The organism is Streptomyces sp. NPDC046862 (assembly GCF_040704615.1).
Taxonomy (GTDB): Bacteria; Actinomycetota; Actinomycetes; order Streptomycetales; family Streptomycetaceae; genus Streptomyces.
In genome coordinates this window covers 12529-29506 of the sequence record NZ_JBEYXP010000022.1, presented here as the reverse complement: position 1 = coordinate 29506, position 16978 = coordinate 12529, and the positions used below count along the sequence as shown (strand labels likewise).

General features: G+C 70.6%; 15 protein-coding genes. 10 read left to right on the top strand and 5 right to left on the bottom strand.

Features of this window, described 5'->3' with window-relative positions; all coding sequences use genetic code 11:
- The first annotated feature begins 295 nt into the window (after nucleotides 1-295).
- Nucleotides 296-3835, top strand: a complete 3540-nt coding sequence (gene dnaE / locus AB0959_RS24315) for a DNA polymerase III subunit alpha (RefSeq protein WP_366828605.1) — start codon at nucleotides 296-298, stop codon at nucleotides 3833-3835.
- A 90-nt stretch (nucleotides 3836-3925) separates the two neighbouring features.
- On the opposite strand, the gene AB0959_RS24310 is transcribed toward dnaE, so the two are convergent.
- Nucleotides 3926-4102, bottom strand: coding sequence for a hypothetical protein (locus tag AB0959_RS24310; RefSeq protein ID WP_366828604.1), 177 nt, complete (start codon nucleotides 4100-4102; stop codon nucleotides 3926-3928).
- A gap of 224 nt (nucleotides 4103-4326) precedes the next feature.
- On the opposite strand from AB0959_RS24310, the gene AB0959_RS24305 reads away from it, so the two are divergent.
- From AB0959_RS24305 to AB0959_RS24290, 4 genes are all read left to right on the top strand, one after another.
- Nucleotides 4327-5556: an NYN domain-containing protein gene (locus AB0959_RS24305; protein WP_366828603.1), complete on the top strand. Its 1230-nt coding sequence runs from the start codon at nucleotides 4327-4329 to the stop codon at nucleotides 5554-5556.
- Nucleotides 5557-5993: 437 nt separating this feature from the next.
- Complete coding sequence (locus AB0959_RS24300; RefSeq protein ID WP_366828602.1) at nucleotides 5994-7010, top strand: ABC transporter ATP-binding protein; 1017 nt, start codon at nucleotides 5994-5996, stop codon at nucleotides 7008-7010.
- A 64-nt stretch (nucleotides 7011-7074) separates the two neighbouring features.
- A complete protein-coding gene (locus tag AB0959_RS24295; protein WP_366828601.1) occupies nucleotides 7075-7896 on the top strand; it encodes an ABC transporter permease in 822 nt (273 codons plus the stop codon).
- A 34-nt stretch (nucleotides 7897-7930) separates the two neighbouring features.
- Entirely contained in the window at nucleotides 7931-8638 is a 708-nt protein-coding gene (locus tag AB0959_RS24290; RefSeq protein ID WP_366828600.1) for an AAA family ATPase, read from the top strand.
- A gap of 231 nt (nucleotides 8639-8869) precedes the next feature.
- Here AB0959_RS24290 and ybaK read toward each other — a convergent pair whose 3' ends face one another.
- The 4 genes from ybaK to AB0959_RS24270 form a co-directional block, all read right to left on the bottom strand.
- Entirely contained in the window at nucleotides 8870-9376 is a 507-nt protein-coding gene (gene ybaK, locus AB0959_RS24285; RefSeq protein WP_366828599.1) for a Cys-tRNA(Pro) deacylase, read from the bottom strand.
- A 12-nt stretch (nucleotides 9377-9388) separates the two neighbouring features.
- Nucleotides 9389-10129, bottom strand: a complete 741-nt coding sequence (locus tag AB0959_RS24280) for an LON peptidase substrate-binding domain-containing protein (RefSeq protein ID WP_366828598.1) — start codon at nucleotides 10127-10129, stop codon at nucleotides 9389-9391.
- 11 nt (nucleotides 10130-10140) lie between these two features.
- Nucleotides 10141-11184 (bottom strand): hypothetical protein, encoded by a 1044-nt coding sequence (locus tag AB0959_RS24275; RefSeq protein ID WP_366828597.1) that lies wholly within the window; start codon nucleotides 11182-11184, stop codon nucleotides 10141-10143.
- 149 nt (nucleotides 11185-11333) lie between these two features.
- A complete protein-coding gene (locus AB0959_RS24270) occupies nucleotides 11334-12914 on the bottom strand; it encodes an oxidoreductase (RefSeq protein WP_366828596.1) in 1581 nt (526 codons plus the stop codon).
- Between the two features lie 192 nt (nucleotides 12915-13106).
- On the opposite strand from AB0959_RS24270, the gene hisD reads away from it, so the two are divergent.
- Genes hisD through hisH form a run of 5 tightly spaced genes read left to right on the top strand, consistent with a single transcriptional unit; the run spans nucleotide 13107 to nucleotide 16975 of the window.
- On the top strand, nucleotides 13107-14432 hold the full coding sequence (hisD, locus tag AB0959_RS24265) for a histidinol dehydrogenase (protein WP_366828595.1): 1326 nt from the start codon (nucleotides 13107-13109) through the stop codon (nucleotides 14430-14432).
- Nucleotides 14429-15583: a histidinol-phosphate transaminase gene (locus tag AB0959_RS24260; protein ID WP_366828594.1), complete on the top strand. Its 1155-nt coding sequence runs from the start codon at nucleotides 14429-14431 to the stop codon at nucleotides 15581-15583. The genes hisD and AB0959_RS24260 overlap by 4 nt, the downstream gene beginning before the upstream one ends.
- Nucleotides 15580-16173 carry an imidazoleglycerol-phosphate dehydratase HisB gene (gene hisB, locus AB0959_RS24255; RefSeq protein ID WP_366828593.1) on the top strand — a complete coding sequence of 198 codons (594 nt, stop codon included), beginning with the start codon at nucleotides 15580-15582 and terminating at the stop codon, nucleotides 16171-16173. The genes AB0959_RS24260 and hisB overlap by 4 nt, the downstream gene beginning before the upstream one ends.
- Complete coding sequence (locus AB0959_RS24250; protein WP_366828592.1) at nucleotides 16170-16334, top strand: hypothetical protein; 165 nt, start codon at nucleotides 16170-16172, stop codon at nucleotides 16332-16334. The genes hisB and AB0959_RS24250 overlap by 4 nt, the downstream gene beginning before the upstream one ends.
- Nucleotides 16331-16975, top strand: coding sequence for an imidazole glycerol phosphate synthase subunit HisH (gene hisH, locus AB0959_RS24245; protein ID WP_366828591.1), 645 nt, complete (start codon nucleotides 16331-16333; stop codon nucleotides 16973-16975). Before AB0959_RS24250 ends, hisH begins: the two co-directional genes overlap by 4 nt.
- The last annotated feature ends 3 nt before the right edge of the window (nucleotides 16976-16978 follow it).

Below are 16978 nucleotides of genomic sequence, written 5' to 3'. Positions count from 1 at the left end.
GGGTGCCTCCTGGTGCAGGTGGTGGTGCGTGACATGGGTGACTGGTGTGCCTTCTGAGGGGAACAGTCCCCTGTTTCTTTTCAACGTCCGACCGTACGCGGGAGTGCCCGCCACTCCTGGATGAAGGTACGGGGGACACCGCTCCGAGTGTCAGTGCTGAGGCATAGACTTCGACGCTGTCCCCCAGACTGTCCGCAGCCTGTCTGGCCCCCGTCGACCGCTGCCCTCCCGTCACCCGACCACCGCCCCTCAACGAGGCGCTCCGCGCCGCCCCTGCCTATTGGAGGCCGAGCCCGTGTCAAAGCCGCCGTTCACGCACCTGCACGTTCACACCCAGTACTCGCTGCTGGACGGTGCCGCGCGGCTGAAGGACATGTTCAACGCGTGCAACGAGATGGGCATGACGCACATCGCGATGTCGGACCACGGCAACCTGCACGGGGCGTACGACTTCTTCCACACGGCGCAGAAGGCGGGCGTGACGCCGATCATCGGCATCGAGGCGTATGTGGCGCCGGAGTCGCGGCGCAACAAGCGCAAGATCCAGTGGGGCCAGCCGCACCAGAAGCGCGACGACGTCTCCGGTTCGGGTGGTTACACGCACAAGACGATCTGGGCGGCGAACAAGACCGGGCTGCACAATCTCTTCCGGCTGTCCTCGGACGCGTACGCGGAGGGGTGGCTGCAGAAGTGGCCGCGGATGGACAAGGAGACCATCTCGCAGTGGTCGGAGGGGCTGATCGCCTCCACCGGGTGTCCGTCGGGTGAGCTGCAGACGCGGCTGAGGCTCGGCCAGTTCGACGAGGCGCTCAAGTCGGCCGCCGAGTACCAGGACATCTTCGGCAAGGACCGGTACTTCCTGGAGCTGATGGACCACGGCATCGAGATCGAGCACCGGGTCCGCGACGGCTTGCTGGAGATCGGCAAGAAGCTCGGCATCCCGCCGTTGGTGACGAACGACTCGCACTACACGTACGCGCACGAGGCGACGGCGCACGACGCGCTGCTGTGCATCCAGACCGGCAAGAACCTCTCCGACCCGGACCGGTTCAGGTTCGACGGCACCGGCTACTACCTGAAGTCGACGGACGAGATGTACGCGATCGACTCCTCGGACGCCTGGCAGGAGGGGTGTGCCAACACCCTCCTGGTGGCCGAGCAGATCGACACGACCGGCATGTTCGAGGCCAAGAACCTCATGCCCAGGTTCGACATCCCCGAGGGCTTCACCGAGGTCACCTGGTTCCAGGAGGAGGTCCGCCGGGGCATGGAGCGCCGCTTCCCCGGCGGCGTCCCCGAGGACCGCCAGAAGCAGGCCGAGTACGAGATGGACGTCATCATCCAGATGGGGTTCCCGGGGTACTTCCTCGTCGTCGCCGACTTCATCATGTGGGCCAAGACCCAGGGCATCGCGGTCGGCCCCGGCCGGGGTTCCGCGGCCGGTTCGATCGTCGCGTACGCCATGGGCATCACGGACCTCGACCCGATCCCGCACGGTCTGATCTTCGAGCGGTTCCTCAACCCCGAGCGCGTCTCGATGCCCGATGTCGACATCGACTTCGACGAGCGCCGGCGCGTCGAGGTGATCCGGTACGTGACGGAGAAGTACGGCGCCGACAAGGTCGCCATGATCGGCACGTACGGCAAGATCAAGGCGAAGAACGCCATCAAGGACTCGGCGCGCGTGCTGGGCTACCCGTACGCGATGGGCGACCGGCTCACCAAGGCGATGCCCGCCGACGTCCTCGGCAAGGGCATCGACCTGAACGGCATCACCGACGCCTCCCACCCGCGTTACAGCGAGGCGGGCGAGATCCGGTCGATGTACGAGAACGAACCGGACGTGAAGAAGGTCATCGACACCGCCAAGGGTGTCGAGGGCCTGGTCCGGCAGATGGGTGTGCACGCGGCCGGCGTGATCATGTCCAGTGAGCCCATCGTCGACCACGCCCCGATCTGGGTGCGGCACACCGACGGCGTGACCATCACCCAGTGGGACTACCCGCAGTGCGAGTCGCTCGGCCTGCTGAAGATGGACTTCCTCGGCCTGCGCAACCTGACGATCATGGACGACGCCATCAAGATGGTGAGGGCCAACAAGGGCATCGACCTGGAGATGCTCTCCCTCCCGCTGGACGACCCCAAGACCTTCGAACTGCTCTGCCGCGGTGACACCCTCGGCGTCTTCCAGTTCGACGGCGGTCCCATGCGCTCGCTGCTCCGCCAGATGCAGCCCGACAACTTCGAGGACATCTCCGCCGTCTCGGCCCTCTACAGGCCGGGCCCGATGGGCATGAACTCGCACATCAACTACGCGGAGCGCAAGAACGGCCGCCAGGAGATCACCCCGATCCACAAGGAGCTGGAGGAGCCCCTCGAAGAGGTCCTGGCCGTCACCTACGGCCTGATCGTCTACCAGGAGCAGGTGCAGAAGGCCGCCCAGATCATCGCGGGCTATTCGCTCGGCGAGGCCGACATCCTGCGCCGTGTGATGGGCAAGAAGAAGCCCGAGGAACTGGCGAAGAACTTCGTCCTCTTCCAGGAGGGCGCCCGCAAGAAGGGCTACAGCGACGAGGCCATCCAGGCGCTGTGGGACGTGCTGGTCCCCTTCGCCGGCTACGCCTTCAACAAGGCCCACTCCGCCGCGTACGGACTGGTCTCGTACTGGACCGCCTACCTGAAGGCCAACTACCCGGCCGAGTACATGGCCGCGCTGCTCACCTCGGTGAAGGACGACAAGGACAAGTCGGCCGTCTACCTCAACGAGTGCCGCCGCATGCGCATCAAGGTGCTCCCGCCGAACGTCAACGAGTCGGAGCACAACTTCGCCGCCCAGGGCGACGACGTCATCCTCTTCGGGCTCGAAGCCGTGCGCAACGTCGGTACGAACGTCGTCGAGTCGATCATCCGCAGCCGCAAGGCCAAGGGGAAGTACGCCTCCTTCCCCGACTACCTCGACAAGGTCGAGGCGGTCGCGTGCAACAAGCGCACCACCGAGTCACTGATCAAGGCGGGCGCCTTCGACACCATGGGGCACACCCGCAAGGGCCTCACCGCGCACTTCGACCCGATGATCGACAACGTGGTGGCGGTCAAGCGCAAGGAGGCAGAGGGCCAGTTCGACCTCTTCGGCGGGATGGGCGAGGAGGAGAGCAACGAGCCCGGCTTCGGCCTCGACGTGGAGTTCACCACCGACGAGTGGGACAAGGCCTATCTGCTCGCTCAGGAGCGGGAGATGCTCGGTCTGTACGTCTCCGACCATCCGCTGTTCGGGCTGGAGCACGTGCTGTCGGACAAGGCGGACGCGGGCATCGCGCAGCTGACCGGGGGTGAGCACGCGGACGGGGCGGTGGTGACCATCGGCGGCATCATCTCGGGTCTGCAGCGCAAGATGACCAAGCAGGGCAACGCGTGGGCGATCGCGACGGTGGAGGACCTGGCGGGCTCGATCGAGTGCATGTTCTTCCCGGCCACCTACCAGCTGGTGTCGACCCAACTCGTCGAGGACGCCGTGGTGTTCGTCAAGGGCCGGCTCGACAAGCGTGAGGACGTGCCCCGGCTGGTCGCGATGGAACTCCAGGTTCCCGACCTGTCGAACGCGGGCACCAACGCGCCCGTGATCCTCACCATCCCGGCCACGAGGGTCACCCCGCCCATGGTCAGCCGCCTCGGCGAGATCCTCAGTCACCACAAGGGTGACAGCGAGGTGCGGATCAAGCTCCAGGGCCCGCGCAAGACGACGGTGCTGCGCCTCGACCGGCACCGGGTCAAGCCGGATCCGGCCCTCTTCGGTGATCTGAAGGTGCTGCTGGGTCCGTCCTGCCTCGCGGGCTGAGGGCCGCGTACTGACGTGTGCGAGGGGCGCATCCGGGAAGAGATGCGCCCCTCGCTGTATGTCTGGGCCTCAACAGCCGACGGCCGGGCCTCAGTTGTGGCCGAAGCTCTTCTGCTTCTTACGGGCGACATCGGCGGGGCTGCCGTGGGGCTGAGACATCGGCGACTGCATCTCCGTCGAGCTCCGCTGCGCCTGCTCCTCGGCCTGTTCGGCCTGCGGGCGGCGGTTCTGCTGGGCGGGCTGCTTGCGGTTCTTGTTCTTGGCCATGGTGCTCTGCCTCCTGCGGGGGATCTGGGGGCCAGGGCCGCGACCAGATTCACATAGCGGGACACGTCGCGCATTTCGGAGAATCACCGTGCGTGACAAGCTCTGTCCACGGTCTCTGCGCCGATGCGCCACGCCGAAGATCGAGTTCCGGCCGTTAACCTCCGCGCGGTCGGGCAGACTCGAAGGAAGCCCGAAGCAAACCTCCCGGAAAGAGGGTGGATCGCGTGGACCGCTGCATCGTCCTGGTGGACGCCGGGTATCTGCTCGGGGCTGCCGCCAGCCTCCTCGCCGGGGAACCCTCCCGCTCCCGCATCACCGTCGATCACGCCGCCCTCATCCAGGGGCTGCGCGAGCGCGCCGAAGCCGACACGGAGCGGCCGCTGCTGCGTATCTACTGGTTCGACGGCGCCCCCGACCGCGTACCGCAGCCCGAGCACCGCAGACTGCGCGTGATGCCACGGGTCACCGTACGGCTCGGTGCACTGACCCGCAGTGACGGGCGGTGGGCGCAGAAGGGCGTGGACGCCGCCATGCACGCCGAACTCACCGAACTGGCGCGCAACCGGGCCTGCTCCGACATCGTGCTCGTGACCGGGGACGGGGATCTGCTGCCGGGCATGATGGCGGCCAAGGAGCACGGGGTGGCCGTACACCTGTGGGCCGTACAGGCCGCGGACGGCGACTACAACCAGTCCGAGGACCTGGTCGCCGAGGCCGACGAGCGGCGCGTGCTGGACCGGGCGTGGATCACCCAGGCCGTCCGGGCGAAGGACCTCGGCGGGGTGTGCGCGCCGCAGCCGGTGCCGCGGCCCGAGATCGCCGCGATCCTGTCGGCGCCGTTGCCGGAGTCGGCGCTCGCCTCGTCCGAGCGGGCCACCGAGGAGGCGGAGCACGTCTCGGCGGCCGCCGTGTCGCACAACGGGACGGAGGAGCGGGCCGCGGCGGCGGCGTCCAAGGGGGTGCCGACGCCGAAGGACCTGGCGACCATGCGGGCGGCCGGCGCGCAGACCCCGCAGCATCCCGCGAACGCCACGTTGCGCTGGTCCTCCGACAAGGGGTGGGTGGACCGTCCCGGAGTCGTCGCCGAGCCCGCGGAGGCCGCGTCCATGCCGACGCTGGCCCAGCTCACCTCGGCCGAGCAGCGCTGGGCCGACCGGGAGGAGGACATCACCACCGTGGGCGGCGATCCGTACGAGGTGGGACAGGTGTTCGCGCGGCGCTGGATGGCACGGCTGACGGAGCAGGCGCACCTGCAGAAGCTGTCCGGGATGTATCCGCGGATCCCGCACCGCGTGGACGGGGAGCTGCTGCGCTACGCCGCGCGGTTCGGGCTGCTCGCCCACAAGGACGACCAGATCGACGAGCACGACCGGTACGCCATCCGGGCCGGGTTCTGGCGGGAGATCGACGTACGGACGGCGTCGGCGCCGGCGCCGGCTCCTGCCGGGGAGTGAGCGGGGTGCGGGTGGTGGGCCTGGGCCTGGGCTTGTGCCGGGGGCTGCGGGGGCGGTGAGAAAGGGCCCGTTGAGGCTGGTCGGCACTGCCCGCCGGGCCGCGCCGTTGTGGCCGGTCGCCGCTGCGGCGGGTCAAAGGGTTGAGCGGGTTCGTGGGTGCGGGTCGAGTCCGCGAGCGCGCCGCCGGGGGCCGGGGCGAGCCCCAGCAGGACGGAGTGGGTCCGAGGGCGGCGCGGGCCCGGGGGCTGGTGCTTCGATCGGTTCCGGGGCTGATGCTCTGGTCGGTCCGAGGGGCTGGTGCTCCGAGTGGTCCGGGGGACTGGTGCTCCGGATGGTTCGAGGGACTGGTGCTTCGGGTGGTTCGATGGCGCCGGATATGCGTGTATCGGGCGCCCCGGGCGAGGATCCGGGTTCCGGACCCCGTAGGCTCGTTCCTCGTGAGCACGCGCACGGAACCCGGGAGCCGACACGGCGGGGACGTCGTGTGCGCGGTGCGAGAGCTGACGAAGACGTACCCGGCGGTGCGCGGACGGCGCGGGGCGCCGGGGACGCCCGCCGTGCGGGCCAACGACGCCGTCGGGCTCGAAGTGCGGCGCGGGGAGATCTTCGGGCTGCTCGGGCCGAACGGCGCCGGGAAGTCGACGCTCGTCCGGCAGCTCACCGGACTGATGCGACCGGACGACGGCACGGTCGAGATCCTCGGGCACGACATCGTGCGCCACCCCGAGCGGGCCGCGCGGATCCTCGCGTACCTCGGGCAGGAGTCGACAGCGCTGGACGACCTGACCGTGTCGCTCGCCGCGGAGACCACCGGCCGGCTGCGCGGGCTCGACGTACGGCGGGCCAGGGACGAGCGGGACGCGGTGCTGGAGGAGCTGGGGCTCACGGCCCTCGCCCCGCGGCCGATCAGGAAGCTCTCGGGCGGACAGCGGCGGCTCGCCTGTTTCGCCGCCGCGCTCGTCGGGGAACGGCCCCTGCTCGTCCTGGACGAGCCCACCACCGGCATGGACCCCGTCGCCCGGCGCGCCGTGTGGGCCGCCGTCGACCGGCGCCGGGCAGACCACGGCACCACCGTCCTGCTCGTCACCCACAACGTCATCGAGGCCGAGACCGTGCTCGACCGGGTCGCCGTCCTCGACCAGGGGCGGGTCATCGCCTGCGACACCCCGGCCGGCCTGAAGGACAAGGTCGCGGGCGAGGTGCGCGTGGAGCTGGTGTGGCGCGAGCGGGCGCCGCTGGACGTCCCGGAGGTCGCCGCGCTACGGTCCCGGGCCCTGGAGTCCGGGCGCCGCTGGACACTGCGGCTCGCCCCCGAGGAGGCCCGCGCGGTGGTCGCGACGGTCACCGGTGGCGCGGCCTTCGTGGCCCTGGACGACTTCACGCTCGCCACGCCCAGCCTGGAGGACGTGTACCTGGCGCTGGGCGGCAACACGCAGGGGCTGGTGAAGGCGTGAACGCAACCGCGGCCGCAGCCGTACGGGACTGGGCGGCAGCCGGAGCGAAGAGGAGCAGCTCGACGTGAGTGTCGTACCCGCGGAGGTTCTGCCGGGCGGTGCCCTGGCCGTGGAGGAGTGCGCCGGATCCCCGGCCACGCTCGGGCCGCGGGCGCGGCTGTGGCCGTCGCTCGGAGCGGTGTACCGGGCGCAGCTCTCGCGGGCGCGCGTCGCGCGGATCCCGCTGCTGTTCGTGGCGACCTTCCAGTCGATCGGGATCATGATCCTGATGCGGGGCGTCGTGGACGGCGGAACCGAGGCTCAGGCCGTGGTCGCCGGTTCGGCGGTGCTCGTGGTCGCCTTCGTGGCGCTGAACCTGCTGGCCCAGTACTTCGGGCAGTTGAGGGCGAGCGGCGGGCTGGACCACTACGCGACGCTGCCGGTGCCGCCGGCCGCCGTGGTGCTGGGGGCGGCGGGGGCGTACGCGTCGTTCACCGTGCCGGGCACGGTGGTGACCGCGGTCTTCGGGTGTGTGCTCTTCGGACTGCCGATGGGGAACCTGTGGGTGCTCGCCGCGGTGATCCCGCTCGCGGGGGCCGCGCTCGCCGGCCTCGGAGCGGCGCTGGGGTTGCTGGCGCCGCGGCCGGAACTGGCCACACTGCTGGGGCAGTTGGGCATGTCGGCGGCGTTGCTGCTCGGGGTCCTGCCCCCGGACCGGCTGCCGGGCGTGGTGAGGTTCGCGCGTGATCTGCTGCCGTCGACGTACGGTGTGGAGGCGTTCGCGCGGACCTTCGCCAGTGACCCGGACTGGGCGTTCGTGCTCGGTGACCTGGCCGTGTGCGCCGGTGTCGGGGTGGCCTCGCTGGCCGTCGCGACCTGGGCGTACCGCCGGGCGGCCGTCCGGTGACGCGTCGCACAGGTGTACCTGGCACGATGTCAGGGTGACCGCACCGCTGACTCCGCCTCCGCCGCCCCATGAACCGTCGCACGACCAGTCCCCGCACAGTGCGTGGCAGGCTTCACCCGTTCCCGAGGTGGTGTCGGCTGCCCCTCATGACGGTGCGTACGAACAGCACGGCGGACAGGACGGTGAACAGGACGGTCCCGGGATGAAGACCGAAGTGCGGCAGGCCGCGATCATCACGGTGGGGGTGGCGCTCGCGGGAGTGCTGCTCGGGGTGCTGTGGTGGTGGCTGGCGCCGCGAGTGCCGCTGGTCTCCGACGGTAGCGCGGTGTACCTGAAGGACACCGAGGGGGAGCAGGCCGTCGGGGTGGACGGGACGTTCACGCTGCTGGCGCTGGGGTTCGGGGCCGTGAGTGCGCTGGTGGTGTTTCTCGTGCGGCGGCGTGGGGGTGTGCCGCTGGTCGTCGCTCTGGCCGTCGGTGGGCTGCTCGGTGGGTTGCTGGCGTGGCGGCTCGGGGTGTGGCTCGGGCCTGAGCAGGATGTTGCCGCGCATGCGAGGTCGGTGGGTAAGGGGGTGACCTTTTCGGCGCCCTTGAAGCTCGGGGCGAAGGGGGCGCTGCTTGCCTGGCCGCTGGCCGCGCTGCTGGTCCACCTCGGGCTGACGGCGCTGTTCGGGCCTCGGGATCCTGATCCCTTCGATGAGCAGCATCCTGGGGAGGACCCGTACGGGGCGCCTCCGGCGTAGGGCGCGTTGTCGAGGGGCTCGTGCGTGGGTGGCGTTTCTCGCCCCCGCCGCCCCTACCCGTCCCATCCCTGGGGGCTGCGCCCCCATGCCCCCCGGGTGGTGGGTACTGAGGGTGGGTGGATTGCTGCGGGTTGGGTGTGGCTGGTCGCGCCCACGCGGCGGAGCCGCAGATCGACACAGCCCCGCGCCCCTGAAAGCCGCGCAGTTCCCCGCGCCCCTGGCGGGGCGGAGTCACCCGCGCGCGACGGGGGCGGAGACCGCTTCCGTGAGGGTGAGGAGGTCCTTGGGGGCCAGTTCGACCTCCAGGCCGCGTCGGCCCGCCGAGACGCAGATCGTGTCGTGGGCGTCAGCCGACGCGTCCAGCACCGTGCGGAGCTTCTTGCGCTGGCCCAGAGGCGAGATGCCGCCCCGGACGTAGCCCGTCGTGCGTTCGGCCAGCGTCGGGTCCGCCATCGCCGCCCGCTTGCCGCCCACCGCCGCCGCCAGGGCCTTCAGGTCCAGGGAGCCCGCCACCGGGACCACGGCGACGACCAGCGCGCCGTCCACGTCCGCCACCAGCGTCTTGAAGACGCGGTCGGGGGAGACACCCATCGCCTCCGCCGCCTCCTCGCCGTAGGAGGGGTGGGAGGGGTCGTGCTCGTAGGAGTGGACGGTGAAGTCCACGCCCGCGGACGTCAGGGCCACCGTCGCGGGGGTGCCACCGGACTGCTGCTGGTTCTTCCTGGGCTTCTTGGCCACTGTCCCGTGCTTTCAGTTCAGGCTCGTCGGGCCGCGCGTCAGCTCCGACGCGGGCAACGACGGCAGGCTACGGATGATGGCCGTCTCCGCGCGCAGGAGTTTCAGCTCGTCGCGCAGGCGTGAGGCGATGTCCGGGGCCTGGAGGAGGCGCTGCTTGGACGGGGTGTCGAGCATCATCGCGGCGGCCACCAGGTACGAGACCACCGCCGGTTCGTCCGGGAGGTCCGTACCCGTCGACAGCGAGCGCTCACGTGCTCCCGCCAGGCGCTTCTGGTACTGGCGGAAGGAGCGCAGGACGCCCTCCGCCAGTGCTCCCGCCTCGTCTCCCTGCTCCTCCGGCAGCTCCTCCAGCTCGGCCGTCAGGAACGCGCCCGACGCCTCCACCGAGAGCAGCCGCACCCGGGTCGTACCGGTCGCGAGTACCTCGAACGTCCCGTTGTCCTGCTCCCGGATCGTCGCCGCGTCCGCGATGCACCCCACGGAGTGGAACGCGCGGCCCGGGTCGTCGCCGAAGCCCGCCGTCGGGCCGCGCTCGGGCAGGGCGGTCTGGTCGGGCATGCCGGGCGCGCTGGGCGCGACCTCGTGGCCGTCGCGGATGGCGACGACGGCGAACCGGCGGGGTTCGGACTCGGGGGTCTTCAGCAGCTCGCGCATCATGGCGCGGTAGCGCTCCTCGAAGATGTTCAAGGGGAGCACGAGCCCTGGGAAGAGAACCGAGTTCAGGGGAAAGAGCGGGAGCCGGACGGTGGTCACGTAGCAAGAGCCTAATGGTCGTCGGGGCGGGCGGGTTCCGAGTGGTCACTCCTCGGGCTCCGGCGGGGAGCGGACCGTGATCGCAGCGGGATGCCGGACGCCACTTCCAGCCTTACCCCGTCCCGCAGTTCGAGGAACTGGCCGAGCGGATCGTCCGACACCCGGTCCCAGGGGAACGAGGTGGCGTACGGGCCGATCATGCGGAGTTGTTCGAGGGCGTCCTGCCAGCGCTCCAGGCGTACCAGGACGTACGTCAGCAGATTGCGGACCTCGGCCGGCCAGGGGTCGGCGGCGCGGTACGCGGACGAGAGCGCGATCGCCGCGTCGGCCGCGGCGTCCAGCCGTTCGCGCCGCACGCCTCTCCCGCCGCCGTCGGCGAGGTACGCGAAGGCGGCACGCACCGGCAGCGCCTGCACCAGCGAGCCGGGCAGCGCGTCCTGCGCCGCCTGCTCGGCGAAGTCGAAGCACTCCCGGTGCGAGCCGTACCAGAACGCCGACAGGTACTGCAGTGCCGCGACATGGCAGCCGTAGTGGTGCGGGGAGCGGCGGACCGCCTCGGCCCACAGCAGCTCGAACCCGGTGTGGCCCATGTTGGTGCCCCGCGCGTGGTCGAGCGCGATCCGCCAGGGCACCGGATCACGGGGCTCGCCCTCCGCGGCCGCGGTGATCAACGGGCCGACGTCGCGCAGGAGTTCGGCGCGGGCGGGGGACTCCCAGCCGCGGGTGACCGCCAGTTCGGCCTTGATCAGCAGCGCGTCCGGGTCGTGCGGCGAGGCCTGCTGCCACTGGGCCAGCCACCCGTCGCGCGTGCGCGCGAAGACCGCGAGACGGGTCGCGTACCGGTCGCGGTTCTCCCACTCGGCCGCCTCCCGGGTGGTGGCGAGCAGCTTGGCCGCCGGGGCGTACTCGCCGCGGCCCGCCGCCACGAGGGCGGGGGCGAGCCGCTCGTCCGGGGCGTCCAGCAGCACCTCGTCGTCGGCGGGCAGGCCGACGGCAAGGAGCGAGGTGTTCCGGATCATCCGTGCCGTGCGGATGAAGGCGCGCAGCAGTGCCATGGTGTCGCCATTGAAAACCCGCAGGTCGGAGCCGCGCCAGTGCGAACACGTAACACTCTTTTAGTTGTACGATCAACAGTCAAGGTCAGGTAAAAAAGTCCTGTTCCGCTGCTGTTGGAACGCTGTGTTCCTGTTGCGGATTTTTTGTGTCAGTTCCTGCTCAGCAGTCGCGTGGCCCCCGCCGCCACCGTCGTCGCCAGGATCCAGCCCAGCAGGATCACCACCGCGGCCACCCACTGCCAGCCGCCGCGCAGCTGCCAGTAGCCCACCTGTCCCAGGTCGATGACCGGCAGGAGCAGGTCCAGGGCGAACAGGGAGGCGTTCCACGGAGGGTGCTCGCCGTTCTTGATCGGCGGGTGGTCGGCGTGCGAGAAGGCGAGCGACGTGGCCGCCCACAGCACGGCCATCCACACGGCGGCCCGGCCCGGCCGGTACCCGTACGCGACGGTCCAGTCCTGCACGTACCCCCAGAGCTTGGCCGCGAGCGGCAGGTTCTCGCGGCGGTGGCGCTGCTTGGCGAGCAGCACCTCGCGGGCGTCCTCGTCCTCCCCGCCGGCGCGCAGCACCGTGGCGAGCCGCTCGTACGGCTCCGGGTTGTACTCGGCGGTCGCGGCGGCCACCCACTCCAGCCGTCTCGCCAGCGGGAACGGGCCGCGCGGCACGAGGTTCTCGTACTGGAAGCCGCCCATCTGAAGATTGCCCGGGCTCGGCCAACTGTCCGCCTTGTCCATCAGGTTGACGATCCGCGCGCCCGACAGGACCACCTTGCCGCGCTCCGGGCGCTCCCCGAGGAAGCGCAGTTCGGGCACCTGGACGCGGCGCAGCGACATCTCCTGCTCGTCGGTGAAGACGAAACGGGCCCACTCCAGGTCGACCGCGTCGCCGAACCGGCCGTCGTCCAGACGTACGCCGCCCTCGCAGGTGAACCGCTGCACCCTGGTGCCGCGCGCCGGCGTGGTCCCGCTCGTCAGGAGCGGATTGCCGACACCCGCCGGGGTCATGTAGAGGGTGCGCCCCACCGTCAGCTGGGGCGCGTTGAGCGCCAGGCGCGTGTACGGGTTGGTCAGCCGGGCGCCGCGCAGGCTCAGCGACACGCCGATGGAGGCGCCGCGCAGGCTGAGCTCGCCGTGCGAGTCGAGTATCTCGGCCTGGAGGTCCTGCCCGACGGTCATGCCGTCGCCGGTGAGTGAGTGGCCACGCCGGTCCCGGTAGATCACGGCCTGGTTGAGCATCAGGTCCGTGCCGATGTGCGCGTCGGTGAGCCGCACCCCGTTGTGGAACCGGCAGCGCGGCAGATGCAGGTCGCCCTCGGTGTGCACACGGGCCGCCTCCAGCCGGGGTATCGAGCAGTCGACCATCCGGAGCGTGGTGAACCGCGCCTCCGGCAGTCGTATCTCCTTCTCGAAGCGGCAGCCCTTCATCTCCACGTACGGCGCGACCGTGCCGCCCGCGAGGTCGAGGGGGTCCTCGATCTGGACGCCCACGAGCTTCAGCGCCGAGACCCGCCCGGCCAGCGCGGGCGGCCCGTCCAGCAGCAGCCAGCACACGATCCGGGCCCGCACGGTCCGCTCCGGCCCCCACGGATGGCCGCCGTGCGGGTCGTCCACCACGGTGTCTCCGGCGCGCAGGTCGTACACGCTGCCGTTGCGGAAGGCCTGCCACATTCCCGTCTCGGCGGCGGTCAGGTCCTCCGGCGGTTCCCCGTCCCGGATGCCGGCCCCTTCGGTCACTGCACTTTCCCTCCTGCCCGCGCGTACACGGGATCCCCAGCTACCCGCGGGTATCGCACACCTGTCCCATGCCCGCTGAGTGACGTCTCGAACGCAAGACGTGAAGGTGATCTTCCGAGTTCCCCCGCAGGTGTGTATCAGCAACTGATACGGGAGGACGGCGCCCGACCGGGGTCTGAGAGAATTGGCCCCGTGATCTCCCGAATCGATCTGCGCGGCGATGCCCTCCCCAAGGGCCCCGCTCTGCGCGACCTGCTGCCCCGAGCCGACTTCGACGTCGCGGCCGCCCTGGAGAAGGTGCGCCCGATCGTAGAGGCCGTGCATCATCGGGGTGACGCGGCGCTGATCGACTTCGCCGAGAAGTTCGACGGCGTACGCCTTCAGTCGGTACGGGTCCCGGCCGAGGCGCTCACGAACGCGCTGGAGCAGCTCGACCCGGCCGTGCGCGCGGCCCTGGAGGAGTCCATCCGCCGCGCCCGCATCGTCCACCGAGAGCAGCGCCGCACCAGCCACACCACCCAGGTGGTCCCCGGCGGCACGGTCACCGAGAAGTGGGTGCCGGTCGAGCGCGTCGGGCTGTACGCGCCGGGCGGCCGCTCCGTGTACCCGTCCTCCGTGATCATGAACGTGGTGCCCGCCCAGGAGGCCGGCGTCGGCTCCGTCGCCCTCGCCTCGCCCGCCCAGGCCGAGTTCGACGGCCTCCCGCACCCGACGATCCTCGCGGCCTGCGCGCTGCTCGGCGTCGACGAGGTGTACGCGGCCGGCGGCGCCACCGCGGTCGCCATGTTCGCGTACGGCACGGAGTCCTGCCCGCCCGCCAACATGGTCACCGGCCCCGGCAACATCTGGGTGGCCGCCGCCAAGCGGTACTTCACGGGCCTCATCGGCATCGACTCGGAGGCCGGACCCACCGAGATCGCGGTCCTCGCGGACGAGACCGCCGACCCGGTGCACGTCGCCGCCGACCTGATCAGCCAGGCCGAGCACGACCCGCTGGCCGCCGCCGTCCTCGTCACCGACTCCGTGGAACTCGCGGACGCGGTCGAGAAGGAGCTCCAGCCGCAGGTCGAGGCCACCAAGCACATCGAGGACCGGATCCGCCCCGCCCTAGCGGGCCGGCAGTCCGCGATCGTGCTCGTCGACGGCATCGACGAGGGTCTCCGCGTCGTCAACGCCTACGGCGCCGAGCACCTGGAGATCCAGACGGCGGACGCGACGGCGGTCGCCGAACGGGTCGTGAACGCGGGCGCGATCTTCATCGGCCCCTGGGCGCCGGTGTCGCTCGGCGACTACGCGGCCGGGTCCAACCACGTCCTGCCCACCGGCGGGTGCGCCTGCCACTCCTCCGGCCTGTCCGTCCAGTCCTTCCTGCGCGGCATCCACGTCGTCGACTACACGAAGGACGCGCTGGCCGAGGTCGCGCACCACGTGGTGACACTGGCGGAGGCGGAGGACCTGCCCGCGCACGGCGCCGCGATCAAGGCGAGGTTCGGTTGGAAGGTGCCAGAGAGCAAGTGACCGACGTAACGATCGACGATCTCCCCGTACGGGACGAGCTGCGCGGCAAGTCCCCCTACGGCGCGCCCCAACTGGACGTCCCCGTACGGCTGAACACGAACGAGAACCCCTACCCGCTGCCCGAGCCGCTCGTCGAGCGGATCACCGAGCGGGTGCGCGAGGCGGCCCGGAACCTCAACCGCTACCCGGACCGGGACGCCGTCGAGCTGCGCACCGAGCTCGCCGGCTACCTGACGAAGACCGGCGGCCACCCGGTCGGCGTGGAGAACGTCTGGGCGGCCAACGGCTCCAACGAGGTCATCCAGCAGCTGCTCCAGACCTTCGGCGGACCCGGCCGCACGGCGATCGGCTTCGAGCCGTCGTACTCCATGCACGGGCTCATCTCCCGCGGCACGGGCACGGGCTGGATCTCCGGCCCCCGCAACGACGACTTCACCGTCGACCTCGCCGCCGCCGAGAAGGCCATCGCCGAGCACAAGCCGGACGTCGTCTTCATCACCACCCCCAACAACCCCACGGGCAACGCGGTCCCGCGCGAGACCGTCCTCGCCCTGTACGAGGCGGCGCAGGCGGCCAAGGCTGAGACTGCCGGGGCGATGGTCGTGGTCGACGAGGCGTACATCGAGTTCAGCCACGGCGACTCGCTGCTCCCCCTGCTGGAGGGCCGGCCGCGCCTCGTGGTCTCCCGGACCATGTCCAAGGCGTTCGGCGCGGCGGGCCTGCGCCTCGGCTACCTCGCCGCGCACCCCGCGGTCGTGGACGCCGTCCAGCTCGTACGGCTGCCGTACCACCTGTCGGCCGTCACGCAGGCCACCGCCCTGGCCGCCCTGGAGCACACCGACACACTGCTGAAGTACGTCGAGCAGCTGAAGACCGAGCGGGACCGGCTGGTCACCGAGCTGCGCGCGATCGGCTACGAGGTCACCGAGTCGGACGCGAACTTCGTGCAGTTCGGCCGGTTCGACGACTCCCACGCCGCCTGGCGGAAGATCCTGGACCGGGGCGTCCTGGTCCGTGACAACGGCGTACCGGGGTGGCTGCGGGTGACCGCGGGAACCCCGGCCGAGAACGACGCGTTCCTCGACGCGGTACGTGAACCACTGAGTCTCGTGGGGGACACCCCCACACCCCCGAAGGAGCAGAGCACATGAGTCGGGTAGGACGCGTGGAGCGGACGACCAAGGAGACGTCCGTCCTCGTCGAGGTGGACCTCGACGGCACGGGCAGGACGGAGATCTCCACCGGGGTCGGCTTCTACGACCACATGCTCGACCAGCTCGGCCGGCACGGTCTGTTCGACCTGACCGTGAAGACCGAGGGCGACCTGCACATCGACTCGCACCACACCATCGAGGACACCGCCCTCGCGCTCGGCGCCGCCTTCAAGCAGGCCCTCGGCGACAAGGTGGGCATCTACCGCTTCGGCAACTGCACGGTGCCCCTGGACGAGTCGCTGGCGCAGGTGACGGTGGACCTGAGCGGCCGCCCGTACCTCGTGCACACCGAGCCCGAGAAGATGGCGCCGATGATCGGCGAGTACGACACCACGATGACCCGCCACATCCTGGAGTCCTTCGTCGCCCAGGCCCAGATCGCGCTGCACGTGCACGTCCCGTACGGGCGCAACGCGCACCACATCGTGGAGTGCCAGTTCAAGGCGCTGGCACGGGCGCTGAGGTACGCCAGCGAGCGCGACCCCCGCGCCGCCGGCATCCTCCCCTCCACGAAGGGCGCGCTGTGAACAGCCTCTCCTCGCTCCTGATCGTCGTCGGGCTCTTCCTGCTCGGCGGGATCTACTCCTTCGCCAAGCAGAAGATGCCCAAGGGGCTCATCGTGCTGCTCTCGATAGGCGCCGGGATGTGTCTCGTCGCCGGTGTCCTGAGGCTGGAGGTGTGGAATTGAGTGCCCCCGCGAAGAGCGTGGTCGTCTTCGACTACGGCTTCGGCAACGTCCGTTCCGCCGAGCGTGCCCTCGCGCGCGTGGGAGCCGACGTCGAGATCACGCGTGACTACGACAAGGCCATGAACGCGGACGGCCTGCTGGTGCCCGGCGTCGGCGCGTTCGCCGCCTGCATGAAGGGCCTCACCGAGGCGCGCGGCGACTGGATCGTCGACCGCAGGCTGTCCGGCGGCCGCCCGGTGATGGGCATCTGCGTCGGCATGCAGATCCTCTTCGCCCGCGGCATCGAGCACGGCGTGGAGACCGACGGCCTCGACCAGTGGCCCGGCTCCGTCGAGCCGCTCCAGGCCGACATCGTTCCCCACATGGGCTGGAACACCGTCGAGTCCCCGGCCGACTCCGAGCTCTTCGCCGGACTGGACGCGGACGCGCGCTTCTACTTCGTGCACTCCTACGCCGTCCACGACTGGAACCTCGAAGTCCACAACCCGGCCATGGCGGCCCCCAAGGTCACCTGGTCCACCCACGGCAAGCCCTTCGTGGCCGCCGTGGAGAACGGCGCCCTGTGGGCCACGCAGTTCCACCCCGAGAAGTCCGGCGACGCCGGAGCGCAGCTGCTCACCAACTGGATCGGAACCCTGTAGACC